Below are 16,355 nucleotides of genomic sequence, written 5' to 3'. Positions count from 1 at the left end.
TCAGCAACGCCATTTTTTGTAGTTGGTGCGATCGCTAGATCGACTATTTCATGACTAATTTAGGCTTGCCATAGCTTGTGGGCTACTGACCTTGAGCCACTCTCAGTTCTCGCTGAATCTGGCTAACTTGGCTTGGCGGAAGCTGCTTAGCATCCTTCAACGCCTCTTGAAACAAGGCAACGCTGTCTGCCCTCTTGCCTTGGCGATAAAGAATTTGCCCTTTGAGGTATTTTAGATCAGGATTTGTAGGAGCCGCTTGAATGGCTTGATCAACCGCTTGCAGGGCTTTGTCATATTGCTTGAGATCTCGATACCCGATCGCCAGCCCGCGCTGAGACAAGTAGGCTGGCTGAGCCTTGGTTTCTAACCGGTTGATCGCATCCGCCGGACTCGATAGCGGTAAATTGACCGTCACCGACAGCAGCAGATCGATATATCCTTTGACTAAATTCAGTTCTGGATCGTTGGGGTCAATTTTTTCGGCAGCGTCTAAGTTTTGAAACGCTTGCTGGAGTTTGCCCAACGCGCCGGCTGTCCCTCGGACGACCCCATCCTTACCCACCATGTAGGCTCCTTCTAGAAAGTTTCCCACAGCTTTGTACAGGTTGCTGCGAAGCGGATCGGTTGACTGTTGGGCAACTTGCTTGGTTTGGGTGGCGTAGGTGCTGAACTCATCTAGCAGGGCTTGTTTGGTCTGTGGATTTTGCTCGCCTGCCCAGTAGGTGTATGCGATCGCAGCTTTCAAGGCTGCTGCCAATGGCTCACTTGCAGGTGCTTTAGCGAGGTCAGCTTTGGCACTAACATAGTCTCCTTTCTTAAACACCGAGAGGAACGCCGCTTCGGTTTGATCGTCGATCGGCTTGGCGGCGCTTCCGGTTCTAAACGGGTCTTTTGCCAACGATGGGCTTGCCAACAAGCCCACTAGCATTGCAGCGGTGCCTAAACTTCGTTTAAGGGTTCGAGTAATCGTTTGAGATGTCCAGCGGGTCGTGGGTTGAGCAGCCGATAGCCTAACCATAGCAATTCTCACAAGATATCCAGTGGGTTGACGAACAATTGCGATCGCAGGTTTCCAAATCTACCTGCAATGTTCACTCGTATTTTCTAACATCAGGGTAATTCCAATTCGGCGTTTCAGCCGCTAAAATTTCTACGTTCAGATGTACCTCGGCACACTTGGCGGCGGGTAAGCTATGCACAGGTAAACTGGTAGGTAGACTATGCTAAAAGTAGCCTGCCCTACATTAATTTTTTACACTAAATTTTGCACACTAAATGCTCTATCTTCGCGATCTGTCTTATCATCCAGCCGCCACGCCAACCGCGATTCTCAAGTCTATCAATCTAGAAATTGCCCCTCAGCAGTTGGGGCTGATCGTCGGACCAAGCGGATCGGGAAAAAGCACGCTGCTAGAGATTTTGGCAGGTTTGGCAGAGCCAACGAGCGGCACGATCCTCTGGCGCGATCAAGAATTGACCTTTTTACATATGCAGCAACTGAGCGGGCTGGTGTTTCAGTTTCCAGAGCGGCATTTTTGCGGCGGGTCGATTTTAGAAGAACTGCGGCTGGGGCATCCCGAACTTAGCTCCGATCGCGTTCACGATGCCTTAACCGAAGTCGGATTGGATCATTTGCCGCTACAAACTGCGCCCCATGACCTCAGTGGAGGTCAGCAACGCCGTCTTGCCTTGGCAGTGCAACTGATTCGTCAGCCCAGCATTCTGTTACTCGATGAGCCAACCGCCGGGCTAGATTGGTCAATGCGGCGTCAGTTGGTGAACTTGTTAGCCAAACTCAAAGCGCACTGGACGCTATTAGTGGTGTCTCACGACGCCAGCGAATTGGTTTCGATCGCCGATCGCTGCTGGACGATTTGCCACGGAGAAATGAACGAAGAGTCGCCTGAGGCGTTGGCGGCAATCCGCGATCGCGCCCGCCCGATCACAACGGTGTAGGCTGGAACCGGTGTAGGCTGGAACCTATCCTAGTAGATTGTCAACGTTGAGTTGATGGGTGGAGGGTTCCGATTACTAGTCTCTCCCTTTTGTCCTAGTCCCCATTTCAATCTTGACAGACCACTAGAACCTATAGTGACGATTTGCGCCATGATCGACCCAGAAACTCCCCAGCTTCCTGAAATGAGCGAGCGTTGGCAACAGACCCTAAATTGGCAGCCAAGCCCCAAGCAACACCAACAATTTCAGGCATTCTATGACGCGGTTGTGATCGGGAATCGTCAATTTAATCTGACTCGCATCACCGAGCCTTCAGAGTTTTGGGAGAAGCATCTGTGGGATTCGCTGAGCGGCATTCAGTCTTTTTTAGGAAGTGGTGCAGCGCGGGTAGCGATCGACATTGGTACGGGTGCTGGGTTTCCAGGTGTGCCCATTGCGATCGCGCAACCGACTTGGGCAGTGACTCTCCTCGATGCGACTCGCAAGAAAGTCAACTTTTTGCAAACGGCTCTCAGTGAAACTGGCATTGGGAATACTCGTCTGCTCTGCGATCGCGTCGAGGCGATCGCCCAACATTCTCTCCACCGCGAAACCTACGATGTCGCCACCATTCGCGCAGTTGCCGCCGCTTCAGTCTGTGCAGAATACACCTTGCCGTTACTTAAAATAGGTGGAATCGCCCTGCTCTACCGGGGGCAATGGACAGCCGAAGAAGAGAACGCCTTGAAACCGGCTCTCGAAACGCTTGGCGGAACCCTGGAACGCTCTGATCAGTTTGAAACGCCTTTGACTCAAAGCGTCCGTCACGTCCTGCATCTCAAAAAAATGGCACCGACTCCGAAAGCGTTTCCAAGAGCGATCGGAATTTCGACTCAAAATCCTCTCTAACTTCAACTCTAACTTCAACGACTCGTTAGGATTCGTTCTGTTTCAACGCCACGCGATCGCCCTTCTGAAACTCTGCCCACGATCGCTGAAGAGCTTCAGGCGCAGGGTGGTGAGCGTCATAAATGGTGATCACATTGGTGAGGTCTCGCCCCGCAGGATGGAGGACGCGATCTCCCTTTGCCAACGCCACCGACGTGCCTCCGTCGAGATTCATCGCTTCGTAGCAGCCCAGCGATCGCATGATGGCAGCCTCTTTTTGCAGGGACACAGGTTTGTGGAACGTCACAAGCAAAAGCCGTTTGCCGTGTTCTGGAAAGCCGATCGCCGATCGCGTGGCGACGCCCATCACCGCCGGATCGGTAAAGCCCTCTTGCTTAGGATTGATCGACACTTCGCCTTGCTTGAGCAATCGCGGCCCGGCGGTGAGAGAAAACCAGTGCTGTTCCCACTTTGGCTGACCTTCTGCCCGTGCGGTAATCATTTCAGGACGATTGCCCGGTCGCAAACCTAGCGTTGTGCCATAGTTTTCCCACGGGCTGTACTTGAGAAATCGCCCTCCTGACACCAAATTGCCCATGACGCGCTTTTGGGCATCCATGCTGAAGAAGGTTCCATTTGCGGTCACGGCAGCTTTGTAGCGCTTTACCATGGCGTTAAATTTTTCGTCTCCTTTGGAAAATCGCGCGCTATTAGCTTGGGTCGCTTGATTGGCTAACCCAACGCTAATAAATGTTTTTGGATCGGCAAGATCGATATTAATCAGGTGAATGGGGATGCCTGCAATTTTGCGCTGCTCTAGGGTGACAGGGCGAGCGGTGCCTTCAGCAGGACGCGCCAAAACCGTTTTCTTAGGCTCTCCAGGCTTTCGGTGGGGATCTGTTGGCTGATGACCTGGCGTTTTATCTGATTTAAGTGGCTTTTGAAACGATAGCGCTGCTTCTTGAGTAACTGGCAGCGCCGTTTGAGGGGGCTTTTGAGACAAAGATTGCGACTTCTGGTTCGGCGATTGAGGTGCTCTCTCTTGAGAAGATGCTTTCTCTGATGCGGTGTTTAACGTTTTGTTTGGCAATGCCTGAGTCAGGTCGTGGTAAGACGGCAGCGGCAAGAGAGACCCCTGCGGATTCCACAGTTTGGGCAGCACAATAGCGCAGGTCAGGAAAGCACAGCTTAGGGTAACAAAGGGTGTGCTTGGGAGGGTAGAAACTCTACGAGTCCGGCGGCGGTTTTGTCTAGATCGAGTTCGGCTCTGCATTAGCGATGGTTGAAACGCTCTGTTGATCATGCCTTGGTTCTTTGACTCTCTAAAAGTGATTAAGAATACTTAATATTTTTTGATAAATTTTTATCAAAGGCATGACGATTTGTGGACGCTGGCTTGAGAGTGTCTTCCTATCTTCTTGATTTAGACTCAACGTTCCTAGAAATGGGCAAGATTTTAAGGAAACTTTAAACCAATGGAATGATGGTTCAAGAATTCTTTTTAGTGCTTAAGAAACTGTTTAAATTAGGGGTTAAATCAGAGTTTAAAAGAGGGTCATAACGACTACGCCCAAAACCATGATGGCTGCCCCCGCAAGCCGTTCTTGCAGCCCTTTTTCTTTGAATAGAAAATGACCGAGCAAAACACTAATCAAGGCGCTTGTGCGTTTTACAGCAATTACTTGAGTGACTGATGTAAATGCGATCGCGCTCATCTGAAAGGTGATCCCCACGGCATGAAACGCACCGATCATCGCTAACGCTGCGAGGTTTGGCGCAATCTGATTTAACTTGCGCCGCGATTTATATAAAACAATGGGAAACATTCCTACGGTTAAAAAACAGTACAGCGCCGTAGACCAGCACATTGGAGACGAATTCACAACGCCTACTTTATCAAATGTTGAAGTGATGCTCCAGAGCAAGGCAACGACCAGCATTAGGCGACTACCTTTATTTTTTAGAATCGCTTTTAGAGGGGCAAAATAGCCTTTCTTGCGTTCTTTTAAGTTTAAAACATAGGAGCCAACCACAATTAAAATGATTCCAATAACGTCTGCGATCGTGGCAGATTCCTGAACAATTAACGGCGAGGTAACTAACAGAAATAAGGGGGTTAAGGTCACCAAAGGCACGGTAAGAGATAGATCTGAAATTTGAATCGCTTTAAGGTAAAGAATAAACGAAATAACATTAAGACTACCGCCAATGAGCAGTGCAATCCAAAACTGGCTATTCAACGGTGGAATTCCCATGATGAATAGCAACGGTAATAAAACTGCGATCGCAAAGATATTTGCCATCCATGCCACAATATAAGCGTCTAATGTTTGCAGGCTTTTCTTACTCGAAACATCCTTCAAAGACTCAAAAAAAGCCGTTAAAATTGCAAATGCCAACCAAATCATGCTTAACGTTCCGTGGGTTCTTCTTTGCCGACCATTCGTTTTCTGCAACAGCCTACTTCCTCTGCCTGGCTAGAACAAGCCCTAGCCAATCTCGATATAGTGTTGCTCGATCATTCTCACTGCGAGCGTAAAGCAGCCGGGGTAGCGCTGAATCTGATGTTTCGCTACCCGTCTAGTGCTAAGTTGGTGAGGTCATTGACTGCGATCGCTCAGGAAGAATTGCAGCACTTTGAGCAAGTCAACCAAATTTTAGAGCGTCGAGGCATTCCTCTAGCGCCGCTGGTGCCGCCTCCCTACGGTGCAACGTTAAATCAGCAGATCCGCCGCGATGAACCCGCTCGGATGTTGGATGCGCTCTTGGTCTCTGGGCTGATCGAAGCTCGCAGTCACGAGCGTTTGGGCTTGCTCAGCGAGCATTGCCCTGACCGTGAGTTAGCTAAATTCTATCGATCGTTGATGGCTTCCGAAGCTCGGCACTATGGCGCGTATTGGACGTTGGCAGACACATATTATGAGCGATCTGCTCTGGTAGAACGGCTAGAAACCTTAGCCCAAGCCGAAAGCGAGATTTTATCGACTCTCCATCCCCATCCGCGAATTCATAGCTAATGCACCTTCATTATCAAGATTTCCTGATTCGCGATTGGCAACCGGGTGAGCGCGCGGCTGTCTACGAGCTAATCGGCTTGGTGTTGGCAGAGTATGGGCTGCCTCAAGAACCCGATGGTGCTGATCGAGATGCGATCGCGGTTGAGGAGTGCTATTTAAAGACAGGCGGCGAATTTTGGGTGGTAGAGCGGCACAAAAAACTGGTCGGGACGGGAGCTTACTACCCAATTTCGAGGGGGAAAAAAGCGGCAGAAATTCGCAAAATGTATTTGTTGCCAGAGGCAAGACGGCGGGGGTTGGGAAAATTTTTGCTGGGGCAGCTAGAACAGAGGATCGCTGAGCAAGGATTTACGCAAATCTGGATCGAGACCGCCAGTGTTTTGCAAGAAGCCGTTCTACTGTATGAACGGAACGGATATCAGCCGAGTGAAGGAGTTGAGACCGAGCGGTGCGATCGCATCTATATCAAACGGCTCTGATCATCATCAAACGGCTCTGATCACCTCTCACCTCCTGCTTTTTAGCGAGATTGCAACGGGGCGTCTAGGGTTTTGGCGATGCGATCGCGAGCTTCTTCTAGATGCGCTTTTGTATAGATTTCGCGATCGCTGACTTTTCGCATTGCTCGATCGATTGAACGATGCAATTGCTTTAGTTCATACCGGGCGACTGTTCTTGCATCTTCTGGCGCATCCACTTGGCGCAACACCATGTCAACTAACAGGTTCATATACTGCCGTTGTAAGGCACGGCGCAAGCTTGATAGTTTGAGATTGTCTGTAGGCTGAATCACATCACCCCAAATGCTGGTTTGCAGCGAGTCAAACAGATCCGGAATGGTCAATGCCTGTCCGGGTTGCGTTTTCAGTTCGGCATCTCGCAGACGCGCCAAACGCTGGGGAGCTAGCAAATCATAGAGCACAATGCTCTGCAAAAATAGAATGTTGTCATGAATCGGATAGTCTAGCTCTATAGACGGTTGCGTTCCCCAGTGTGACCAGCGTGAGGGCGCTAATTTATTCAGCAGTTCGGGGGGAAATTGAAAGGGTTCTTCGCTAAACACATTTTTCTGTAACGTAGCCAGGGCAAGACGTTGCTGCTCAAGGGGCACAGGCTCGAACGGCAATCGCCCTTTGGCGTCGCCAGATTTGTAGCGATTGAAAAACTGCCCCCCAACATAGTCTCCCAAAAACGTTGCGTATTGAAAGTAATAGTCGAACACAGCATTAAATGCGACTCGAACTTCGCTAAAACTTTCACCCTCACCAGGATAGCGAGTGTTGATCCGCTCCCACATTTTGCGAGCGTTATCCATTTGCCATTGTGAATACGTTAGCAAATCTCCACTCATGTCAAAAACGTTGACTTTGGGATCGAGGAATGAAAATATGTCTTCATCGGTGGCGTAAGAAAGGTCTGACTGGGGCGCTTTTTTGGCGATTTGATCGAGGGTACGTTGTTCTGCTTGGGGCACTTTGGCAGCAATTGGGGTATAGCCATATTCGATCGCCCATTCGTCGTAAGGTCCGATGATGTGGGTAAAGTAATCTCCCTGCTTGGTGCCTTGGGGCGCAAGATTGACTGGGTTGTAGTCCATCACGGAGGCAGTCAGCCCTCTTTTGCGGGTAATTTCAGGGTTGTTTAGCTCCTCTGGCTTCAACATTGCACTGGCATGAAAATTGTGCCGTAGCCCCAACGTGTGACCAATTTCGTGAGCAATTAATTCGCGGACAAATTGCTGCACATAGTCTTTCATTTCAGAACTATTGGGCAACACATTTTGAAACAGCGACAGCGCCATGTTTCCGACGGCATACTGCTTTGCCCCATCCAAGCCCAAACACAGATCTTGATCGTTGCCCAAGTGAGACCCAAATCTTAGCCGAGGCGACGATTTTTTCTCAGTTGATGGCGTTTGCCGTCTCAAATAGCGGGCTGCCATGCCATAGTTGCAGAGGTTTTCTTTCCCTAGCAACTGTGCTGCAAACGGGGCCGATCGCATTTGATTTTGCTCTGCAATGCTGCGGTAGTCTTCTTTTAGCGCTCTGGTAAAGTCGGCAGCAACCAGAATATCGGCATCCAAAATTTCTCCGGTGAGGGGGTTTACCCGCGAAGGTCCGAGGGCAAAAATGGCATCTGTAGAGTTGAACCAGCGAATTGTGTTGTAGCGCACATCGGCAGGGTCCCAATCGGCATTGTCGGGCATTTGTTGGACTGCGATCGCATCTTTAAACCCAATCTTTTCATAGGCTCGATTCCACATGAGAACACCATCACGAACTGCATCGCGATATTCAAGGGGAACCGTATTTTCAATCCAAAACGTAATTGGCTGCTTGGGTTTTGATAATGGTGCCGTTGGATCTTGTTTTTCTAAATGCCAACGGTTAATGTAACGCACAAATGATTGGCGCGGCGCATCGTTAGTATAGTCTCGGTATGCTGTGATAAAGTAGCCCACACGATCGTCGGCTAGGCGGGGGCGGTAGCCATTATTTTGAGGCAACTGAGACAAGCTATAGCGCACCTTGAGGCTAAAGGCTCGACTATCAGGCAGGGCGGCAATATAGCTGGGCAGTTCTGTATCGTTGCCACTGCTACCCGATAGCCCATACACCGACTCAATTTCAACATTGGATGGAAACGCTTTCACCTGATCAAAATAAGAGGTTGCTTGATCTAAGGTGTAGGGCTTACTTAACGCAAACGAGACAACAGGTATGAGACCTGGCAAATCTCCTAGCAGCAGTGGATTAAGTTCAACTAAAACGCTCTTTCGTTGAGGATGGGTACTTCTAATGGGCAGCGATTGTAAAATAGAATCGCTAAATGATCGATCCACCGATCGGCGAATTGGTGTTCCGCGATCTGCCCGAAAATTGATATTGGGAACGACAAACTGAATCGCATTGTTAACGCGACGCAACGTAAACAGAAAATCGCCAATCGGCAAACCACTGTAAATGCCACGTTCACCAATCCCTGACTCTAGCGTCATCACGGCAAGATAGTTCTGATTTAGTTGCTCAGGCTTAATCTCGGCGTAGAGTTTCCCGGTTTTTTTGTTCTGATATAGGGTAAATAATCCATTGGATGTAGCCGTATCTTGAATGACTTGCTCAAACGGCTTTTGCCCTTTCTCTTCATCGCCATCGTCGGACGGTTTGCGGGGAGAGTCTTCGGGGGATGGGGACGAATCGGCTTGTTGAGCGGGAGACGACTGGTTGGCAACAGCATGGGTAGGCAACCACCGAGCAACCGACTGAGGAACTGACAGAGGTACGATGACCAGGATCAATCCAAACACAAAAGCTAAAACTAGCGAGACTCGTTTCATGCTGGCAGGAGAAGGGAAAAGGGAGGGCGGGGGCGACACCGTTCGGCAATGCTGGCGCGAGCAGGAATAAAGCATCCCGATCGGTTAGCGCTAGAGGGTGGATACAGGATGCCAACAGAGTGAGAATGCTGGTCAGATATCCCCCACGCTATCGCTAAATTGCTGGAGTTAGGGCAGATTTCAACTTCTTTTCAAACCGTTGATGTTTCAGAGTTTGATGTTTCAGAGTTTGATGTCTCAAAGTTGGTTAGCACTCCATACACTGCCCAAATTGCCATGGCTCGGAGGTAATGTCCGGCGCGGAAGGTTCCGGTGGCGGTAATCGCTTCGGGTGTGCGGAATTGTAGCCCATTTTCATAGATTTGATGCACAACAGATTCGATCAGTGTCCAGGCTTCAGCCGTCATGCCGGAGTGTAAGAAGAAGGCGGCGAGTCCGTAATTGATGCCGATCCAGACTTCGAGGGGATGGGTAGCGTTGGGGTTTTCGGGGGAACCGTCGGGGCGAACGCCGTTAGCGGCTCCGATCGGGGTAGGGGGGGCAGGCTGAGAGGTGTGAGGCGTTGAGGGAGTTTGGAAGCGGGAGGATTGCACCAGGGGTTGAGTTTGGAGGGGTTGGGTTTGGATGTAGGTGTTGAATTTGAGGAAGCAGGTGTCGTAGATAGTGTGCAGGGTGATTTGGGTGTGGCTGGGTTCGACGACATTGGGCAAGCCTAGGATCTGGGCGTAGAACTGCCCACAGAGTTGGTCTGCCATGACGATGTTGGAGCCGCTGTCGCTGTCGAGGTGGTGGTAGTGTCCGTTCCAGAGTTTGGTGGTGTAGACGGCACGAGACTGCGCCAACCAGGTGGTGAAGGTGGCAGCAGATTGGGTGGTGGATGGGGCGGAGCCGCGATCGCACTTAGAGAGAATCGTGCTGATGGCGATCGCGCTTTCTAGGGCGGCGATCCATAGCCCACCACAGTAGGCACTGACGCCCTCTAATCGCCAATCGTCGAAGGTTTGATCGGGTGCGCCAGAGTTTTCTGGAATGCCATCGCCATCGAGATCAAATTGCTTGAGATAGTGCAGCGTTTCTACAACGGCGTCCCAACATTCGGCTAGAAACTCCACATCGGTTGCGCCGGTCAGAAGATAGTCTCGGTAGACTTGCAAGACAAAATCAGCCCCAAGATCCTTCCACAGGTTGCAGTCTTGGTAGCTGGTGTAATTGGTTTTTTCCCAGACATGCTCGTTGGGTGCGCCTAGGTCGTGAGGCGTTGCCCCTTTGGCTTTGCGAATGGCTTGGGGGCTTTCTGCCCCGATCGTCAGGTAGTAGCCGATGGTGCGATCGCGCGGATCGTGGTGGGGAATCGCCCGCGCAAATGCCCGAATCACGGCTTTCTCTAGTGCTGACCACAGCATCAAGAGTCCGAATGAGCCATACAATCGCACGTCCAGGCTTTCGTACCAGCGATAGTCGATGCACTCTAGCACCGCAAATTGACCGATCGGATCACGCTCGTCTGCTGCACTCCAGAGGGTGCCGCCTTGGGTGAGATCGTAAAGTTCATTAAACAGCGCCATTTTGAACCAGTCTGGAAGGTCGGCGCGATCGCAGATCGGCTGTTGCCACGCCACGATTTTTTCCTGCCAGGTGCGATGATGCTTTAGCGCCGTGCGCGCGATCGACCAGGCGTTCTGCCCGTTGCGCCCAAAAAAATCGGTGTAGCGACGAAAATACTCGACGCCCTGGGCAAATTCTGTCACCGGAAAATCCCAACTAAGCACAAACGGCAGGGTGAGCGTCTGTCCGGGTTTGAGGGTAAATCGAACTGCGATCGCGGCTCCGATTTGCTCTCCATCTCCCGCCGGAGTTTCATCATCGACATCTAACAATGAGCCATCGTTAGAAAATGTCGTCCATAATTCAGCACCATTCCCCGCACTATTCCAGCGAGTGTGGTAGAACACGTCATAAAGATGAGGGTTTAAGCGCGTTGCGATCGCCCACTGTCCGTCTCCTTCAGCCGGTCGATCGAGTTCAGGCTGCCGGAGAACGATCGCAAGCTGTTGCTCATTTCCGGTCAGTTGATTGAAGTTTCCAGTGCTGTGCCCGATCCGGGGCTGGTAGGCATACTCTGGGCTGCCATCGTCTCTCACCTTTACATCCGGCGATTTGAGTGCATTCGTAAACCAGCCAACCATATTCTGCCAGGTCATCATCAGGCTGAGTGTCAGCGGCGCATCGGTTGGATTGTGCGCCGTCCACTCAAACACAGCCACCGGATAGCTTGTTTCCTGGTAGTTGTCGGCAATAATCGGCGAAAACTGCTCACAGGTTAGCGTTGCCTTCAATACATTTTCATAAACAAACCAACTGCGCGGATACAGCGCGTGATAGGTTCCTGTTGTCTCGTCTGCCAAACTTGCCGGATACCACGTCCATGCGCCTAATGTCCCGTCTTCTGGCGTGGCTGTAGACAGCGCGTATGCCTGCGTCTGATCCTCGCTCTGCTCGAACACGCTAAACTGGCACGCGGGCATCGGCTGAAATACGTGTTCTCCGCCGTCAATATGCCACAGATTAAAATCGCCTCCGTGCGATCGCCCGATACAACCTGCGCCAAATCCGCCAAGCGGCATTCCGTGCCAGGCTCCATCATCTAAATTGCTAGCATAGCGAACGGTATACGGCTTTTCCCAACCCAGCCCGATGGGGCGAGTCCAGGCACAGGTCGGAATCTTGACAGAAGGGGACATGTTGGTAGTTCTAGCAGTAGCAATAGGACACTATAGCGCCTTCTGGGTTCCAAAACGGGATAGGATCTTAGAGAGGCGATTGATGCACTCAATATTTGATTCATTTGATTTGATTAATTTGAATTTAGTTCATTCGGCACCCATGGGACTTAAAATTATCCAAGCCTTTGATGGCAGTTTCTCTCTCGATCCTCAGGTCAAGGCAACCTTGTTTGAATTGCTCACCAGCGAAGCATTTGTCGGGCAGATTCAGCAAGAATTGAAGGGCGACGCGGTTGAGTTTACAGAGCTTCTGTTTCAGCCTGTGCCCTACAGTGCAACCACCCCGAAAGGCATGCCCGCCGAGTTCGAGAAATTTCACGGCTCAGCCGATCATGTCATCGTTAATGTTCCACCAAACTTTATGTTTCAGGCGAAAGTTTTTAAGCCGAGCCGCTTGTGTGCAATTTATAGAAAAGTTCCTAACTCTAATTAAATTAATTGACAAATAATTGCCAAAAACCGTAATTACAAAAGTTTTTCTCTTCTGCAAGAGAATTGGGACGGTCGCGTTCAAGTTTTGCCGCTCAATGATCAGTTAATCATGAGTTAATCATAAGCCAATGAAAGTGTCTAAAGTGTCTAAAGTGTCTAATGAGTAAATTCTGCGTTTTCAAATGACTTCACAAACTGATATCCCAACATTGGCTAGTTTAGAATTTATTCCCTATCTAAACAATGAGGGTCAATTACCCGAACAGCTTCATGGAAAAGTCGGCGTCTATGCTATTTTTGATGCCCATAAAACGCTTCAGTTTATCGGATTTTCGCGAGATGTTTTTCTCAGTTTAAAACAGCACCTAGTCCGGCAACTCGATCGCTGTTATTGGATCAAAGTAAAGACGGTCGATCGCCCCAGCCGCACTGTTCTCGAAGAAATTCGCGCTGCTTGGATTGGGGAGAACGGGTCAGTCTTGGGAGAGGATGCACTTTGGACTCAGCCAATCCAGGTTAAAGCATTAATGACTCCTGAAGAAAAAGCCAATTACGCAAATCCAATTCATGATCCTTTGGGTCAAGCCAAAATTCTTAAAAATGTTGCTCGGCGTGTTGAAGCAGAGATTTTAGCGCGGCTCAAAGAACGGGGAGTCGAGGCGGAAATTCGATTTAATCCAAAAATTAAAGAAGAAGGATTATTAGATTTAAAGTAATTCAAATCTAGCGATCGTTCGGATGATTCAGATCAATTCAGAGGATGAATTGGGTGAAAACAAAGAATCCTCGGCATGGCTTTTGCCCTAGCTCGTTCAGATTCAGGCGATTTTAGGAACACCTGAATCTGAACTTATGGTTTGAACTGAAATGCAACTTTGGCGATGCTTTAACTTGGCAGCGATCGCGGATCACCGTCAGCAGATCCACGCTACTTCATGCCTTAGGGCAAAATTCCGTCTTTCTTTGCGATCGCAATCATCAGATCAATCACCCGATTGGAATATCCCCATTCGTTGTCATACCACGACACAACTTTGAAGAAATTGGAATTGAGTTCGATGCCTGCCCCCGCATCAAAGATACTAGAATGCACATCGCCTTGAAAATCGGTGGAAACAACCTCATCTTCGGTGTAGCCCAAAATGCCTTTTAGCGATGTATCGGCCGCGGCTTTCATCGCCGCACAAATTTCTTTGTAGCTCGTCGCCTTCTCGGTTTTGAAGGTGAGATCTACCACCGAAACATCGGGCGTCGGCACACGAAACGCCATTCCGGTCAGTTTGCCTTTCAGTTCGGGGAGCACCAGCGTCACCGCTTTTGCTGCGCCAGTCGAGGCAGGAATAATGTTTTGTGATGCGCCGCGTCCGCCGCGCCAGTCTTTTTTGCTTGGGCCATCGACGGTGGGTTGGGTCGCGGTCATGGCGTGAACGGTCGTCATCAATCCTTCGGCTAAGCCAAAATGGTCGTTTAGCACCTTGGCAACCGGCGCAAGACAGTTTGTTGTGCAGCTTGCGTTCGATACGATCGCATGGATAGCCGGATCAAACTCATGGTCATTTACCCCCATCAACAACGTTTTGACATGATCAGGGTCTTTGGTGGGTGCCGAAATGATCACCCGCTTTGCTCCGGCTTTGAGATGATTGGATGCCCCCTCAAAATCAGTAAAAAAGCCTGTTGCCTCGACGACATAATCTGCGCCCAACTGCTCCCACGGCAACTCTGCCGGATTGCGAATCGCCGTACACGGAACGAATTGATCATTCACCGTAATGCCGTCTGCTTTCGCGTCGATCTTCCCCTTGTATGTACCGTGGGTTGAGTCGTATTTCAGCAAATACGCCAAGTTATCAGGCGGCACTAAGTCGTTGATGCCGACAAATTCAATGTTGGGATGGTCGAGTCCGGCTCGAAACACTAATCGACCAATCCGCCCAAATCCGTTGATTCCTACCTTGACGGTAGTCATAGTGACGCTCCTAAACGTTGGGATCTAAATCTACTCACTGGAAAACTAATCTTTTTCAGATTTCCAAACACGTTACCGCATTTTTGCGATTTAGCTGTCGGACGTAATGTTTTGATCCGTTCTGGCACGATGGGGCGATGAGTTAAAGCGCCTCCACGGGTGCACATGGTCTTGAATTGTTGATCACTTGAATTGTTGATCACTTGAATTGTTGATCACTTGAATTGTTGATCACATGGTGCAAACGGTGGCTGACATAACGGCGCGATCGCGCTCAATCCTCTAAAATCTAAAATTGGTTTCTTAGGTCTACAAGCCGCTATGAGTTTTACGATTCAGCAGGTTCTCATTCCAGTTGAGCAAGGTTATGACACCGTAGATGTGCAAATTGGGCACGACCCGTCAGAGCCTGACGAAGGACATCGCATTACCGCGATCGGGGCTGATCTAGATGTGGTTGGCACTATTGTTGACGGACGCAACAAGCTATTGCTGCCCGGATTTGTCAACGCTCATACCCACTCTTCGGAGATGTGGCAACGGGGCATCATTCCCCCTGTGCCGTTAGAACTGTGGCTCGCAGAACTCTACGACTTCATCCCCTTAAACGAAGAGCAGGTTTACCTGAGCGCCTTGGGAACCGCCGTTGAGACGCTGTTGAGTGGCGGAACGAGCGTCGTGGATCATCTCGTTTTGATTCCCGGAAAAGAATTAGAAACCGTAGCGGCAGCCGTGCGCGCCTATCGCGAAGTGGGCATCCGAGCGTTTGTCGGACCGTTGATCCAAGATGAACCATTGACCTCAGGAATACCCGATGGCGGCACCGCACAAACCCACAAGCCCTACTTGCGATCAACCAAAGCAACGCTAGAGTTAATGCAAGAGGTAATTAATCAGTTTCACAAGCCCGAAACTGGAATCAATGTTATGGTTGCCCCCACCGGATTGCAACTCTGTTCGGATCACCTATTTGAGGGCTGTGCAGAACTTAGCGATCGCTACGGCTTATGTCGCCATGCTCATCTCCTCGAAACCAAAGCGCAAAAGCTGCTCGCAGAGGAAACCTACGGCTGTAGCGCTGTTCAACACCTCAAAGACCTTGACTACCTGAGTCCTCGCACATCCCTGGCTCACTGCGTCTGGCTAGACGACACCGATATTCAAATGTTGGCAGAAACTCAGTCCACGGTTGTTCACAATCCTCTCAGTAATTTGCGCTTAGGCAGCGGCATTGCACCCATTTTAAAGTATCGACAAGCTGGCGTGAATGTGGCGTTTGGGTGCGACGGGTCTGCCAGCAACGATTCTCAAGATTTGCTAGAAGCGATCAAGATTGGCTCAATTTTGCACAACACCACTGATTTTGAGTACCAGCATTGGATTACGCCCCGCGAGTCGGTTGAGATGGCTGCTCTTGGAGGCGCAAAAGGTCTCAATGTACAAGATCAACTGGGATCGTTGACCGTTGGCAAGCAGGCTGATTTGGTGATGTATGACTTAACAAATCTCTCGCTGTTGCCGAGAACTGATCCGATTGGGTTACTAATTTTGGGTCGCCCTGTTAATGCAGTGAGCTACGCTTGGGTGAATGGCAAGGCTGTTGTTGAGAACAATTCTGTCGTGAATGTTGATCTCAATGCATTGAGACAAGCCTTGTTTAACCAAAGTCAATGGAGCATAAAGCGGCAGTCTCCCACTGTAGCAGAAGTTGAGGCTCACTACCGATCCGTGATGCAACTGCCAGCTTTCACTCAGGGCTATTCTTAACCCCTGCATCTTCCTCCATGAAACGGGAGTGTCTTAGGGAAACCTCAAATCTCTCCGCTATTATCAAAATGTTCTAACGAAACACCCTTGATTTAATAGATTCATCTACACTCTTGCTATTCATGTTCTATCTTGTTGCTGCCTAAAGCAGATTCATCTTTCAAAATTTGGATCATGATATTTTTTTTGGGCAAGCTGTTTAAGGTATTGTCTAGGGTCTCGCTCTC

At 49.9% G+C, this 16,355-nt stretch carries 13 protein-coding genes; 7 read left to right on the top strand and 6 right to left on the bottom strand.

The genetic code is table 11. The features are described from left to right. Positions 1–82: 82 nt before the first annotated feature. Positions 83–1,018: a Sll0314/Alr1548 family TPR repeat-containing protein gene (locus GS601_RS02320; protein WP_162421646.1), complete on the bottom strand. Its 936-nt coding sequence runs from the start codon at positions 1,016–1,018 to the stop codon at positions 83–85. A gap of 257 nt (positions 1,019–1,275) precedes the next feature. Between GS601_RS02320 and GS601_RS02315 the strand changes: the two genes are divergently transcribed. Further along, complete coding sequence (locus tag GS601_RS02315) at positions 1,276–1,956, top strand: ABC transporter ATP-binding protein (RefSeq protein ID WP_162421645.1); 681 nt, start codon at positions 1,276–1,278, stop codon at positions 1,954–1,956. Between the two features lie 150 nt (positions 1,957–2,106). Next, complete coding sequence (gene rsmG / locus GS601_RS02310) at positions 2,107–2,844, top strand: 16S rRNA (guanine(527)-N(7))-methyltransferase RsmG (RefSeq protein ID WP_162421644.1); 738 nt, start codon at positions 2,107–2,109, stop codon at positions 2,842–2,844. Between the two features lie 25 nt (positions 2,845–2,869). On the opposite strand, the gene GS601_RS02305 is transcribed toward rsmG, so the two are convergent. Then, entirely contained in the window at positions 2,870–3,985 is a 1,116-nt protein-coding gene (locus GS601_RS02305; protein WP_338016937.1) for a phosphodiester glycosidase family protein, read from the bottom strand. 382 nt (positions 3,986–4,367) lie between these two features. After that, positions 4,368–5,231, bottom strand: a complete 864-nt coding sequence (locus GS601_RS02300; RefSeq protein ID WP_162421642.1) for a DMT family transporter — start codon at positions 5,229–5,231, stop codon at positions 4,368–4,370. A gap of 24 nt (positions 5,232–5,255) precedes the next feature. Here GS601_RS02300 and GS601_RS02295 point away from each other — a divergent pair, with 24 nt between their 5' ends. Further along, complete coding sequence (locus GS601_RS02295; RefSeq protein WP_202924795.1) at positions 5,256–5,840, top strand: MiaE family protein; 585 nt, start codon at positions 5,256–5,258, stop codon at positions 5,838–5,840. Then, positions 5,840–6,319, top strand: coding sequence for a GNAT family N-acetyltransferase (locus GS601_RS02290; protein ID WP_162421640.1), 480 nt, complete (start codon positions 5,840–5,842; stop codon positions 6,317–6,319). The genes GS601_RS02295 and GS601_RS02290 overlap by 1 nt, the downstream gene beginning before the upstream one ends. Before the next feature lie 41 nt (positions 6,320–6,360). On the opposite strand, the gene GS601_RS02285 is transcribed toward GS601_RS02290, so the two are convergent. Together GS601_RS02285 and GS601_RS02280 are read right to left on the bottom strand one after the other, a co-directional pair. Further along, positions 6,361–9,177 carry a zinc-dependent metalloprotease gene (locus tag GS601_RS02285; protein WP_162421639.1) on the bottom strand — a complete coding sequence of 939 codons (2,817 nt, stop codon included), beginning with the start codon at positions 9,175–9,177 and terminating at the stop codon, positions 6,361–6,363. A gap of 191 nt (positions 9,178–9,368) precedes the next feature. Further along, on the bottom strand, positions 9,369–11,918 hold the full coding sequence (locus GS601_RS02280) for a GH116 family glycosyl hydrolase (RefSeq protein WP_162421638.1): 2,550 nt from the start codon (positions 11,916–11,918) through the stop codon (positions 9,369–9,371). Between the two features lie 142 nt (positions 11,919–12,060). Here GS601_RS02280 and GS601_RS02275 point away from each other — a divergent pair, with 142 nt between their 5' ends. Together GS601_RS02275 and GS601_RS02270 are read left to right on the top strand one after the other, a co-directional pair. After that, entirely contained in the window at positions 12,061–12,393 is a 333-nt protein-coding gene (locus tag GS601_RS02275; protein ID WP_162421637.1) for a hypothetical protein, read from the top strand. A gap of 181 nt (positions 12,394–12,574) precedes the next feature. Then, positions 12,575–13,108: a GIY-YIG nuclease family protein gene (locus GS601_RS02270; RefSeq protein WP_162421636.1), complete on the top strand. Its 534-nt coding sequence runs from the start codon at positions 12,575–12,577 to the stop codon at positions 13,106–13,108. 224 nt (positions 13,109–13,332) lie between these two features. Here GS601_RS02270 and gap read toward each other — a convergent pair whose 3' ends face one another. Then, positions 13,333–14,361, bottom strand: a complete 1,029-nt coding sequence (gene gap, locus GS601_RS02265; protein ID WP_162421635.1) for a type I glyceraldehyde-3-phosphate dehydrogenase — start codon at positions 14,359–14,361, stop codon at positions 13,333–13,335. 321 nt (positions 14,362–14,682) lie between these two features. Here gap and GS601_RS02260 point away from each other — a divergent pair, with 321 nt between their 5' ends. After that, positions 14,683–16,128, top strand: a complete 1,446-nt coding sequence (locus tag GS601_RS02260) for an amidohydrolase (protein WP_162421634.1) — start codon at positions 14,683–14,685, stop codon at positions 16,126–16,128. Positions 16,129–16,355 lie beyond the last annotated feature (227 nt).

It is taken from the genome of Myxacorys almedinensis A (assembly GCF_010091945.1).
GTDB classification, from domain to species: Bacteria; Cyanobacteriota; Cyanobacteriia; order Leptolyngbyales; family Leptolyngbyaceae; genus Myxacorys; species Myxacorys almedinensis.
Note: the sequence above shows the minus strand (reverse complement) of the source record. Positions and strands in the feature narration are given on the sequence as shown.

What these genes read in the sequence shown, in the direction of transcription:
- GS601_RS02315 (WP_162421645.1), top strand. Translation starts at nt 1,276, where the DNA reads ATGCTCTATCTTCGCGATCTGTCTTATCATCCAGCCGCCACGCCAACC.
- GS601_RS02300 (WP_162421642.1), bottom strand. Translation starts at nt 5,231, where the DNA reads ATGATTTGGTTGGCATTTGCAATTTTAACGGCTTTTTTTGAGTCTTTG.
- GS601_RS02275 (WP_162421637.1), top strand. Translation starts at nt 12,061, where the DNA reads ATGGGACTTAAAATTATCCAAGCCTTTGATGGCAGTTTCTCTCTCGAT.
- GS601_RS02320 (WP_162421646.1), bottom strand. Translation starts at nt 1,018, where the DNA reads ATGGTTAGGCTATCGGCTGCTCAACCCACGACCCGCTGGACATCTCAA.
- rsmG (WP_162421644.1), top strand. Translation starts at nt 2,107, where the DNA reads ATGATCGACCCAGAAACTCCCCAGCTTCCTGAAATGAGCGAGCGTTGG.
- GS601_RS02285 (WP_162421639.1), bottom strand. Translation starts at nt 9,177, where the DNA reads ATGAAACGAGTCTCGCTAGTTTTAGCTTTTGTGTTTGGATTGATCCTG.
- GS601_RS02260 (WP_162421634.1), top strand. Translation starts at nt 14,683, where the DNA reads ATGAGTTTTACGATTCAGCAGGTTCTCATTCCAGTTGAGCAAGGTTAT.
- gap (WP_162421635.1), bottom strand. Translation starts at nt 14,361, where the DNA reads ATGACTACCGTCAAGGTAGGAATCAACGGATTTGGGCGGATTGGTCGA.
- GS601_RS02280 (WP_162421638.1), bottom strand. Translation starts at nt 11,918, where the DNA reads ATGTCCCCTTCTGTCAAGATTCCGACCTGTGCCTGGACTCGCCCCATC.
- GS601_RS02290 (WP_162421640.1), top strand. Translation starts at nt 5,840, where the DNA reads ATGCACCTTCATTATCAAGATTTCCTGATTCGCGATTGGCAACCGGGT.
- GS601_RS02270 (WP_162421636.1), top strand. Translation starts at nt 12,575, where the DNA reads ATGACTTCACAAACTGATATCCCAACATTGGCTAGTTTAGAATTTATT.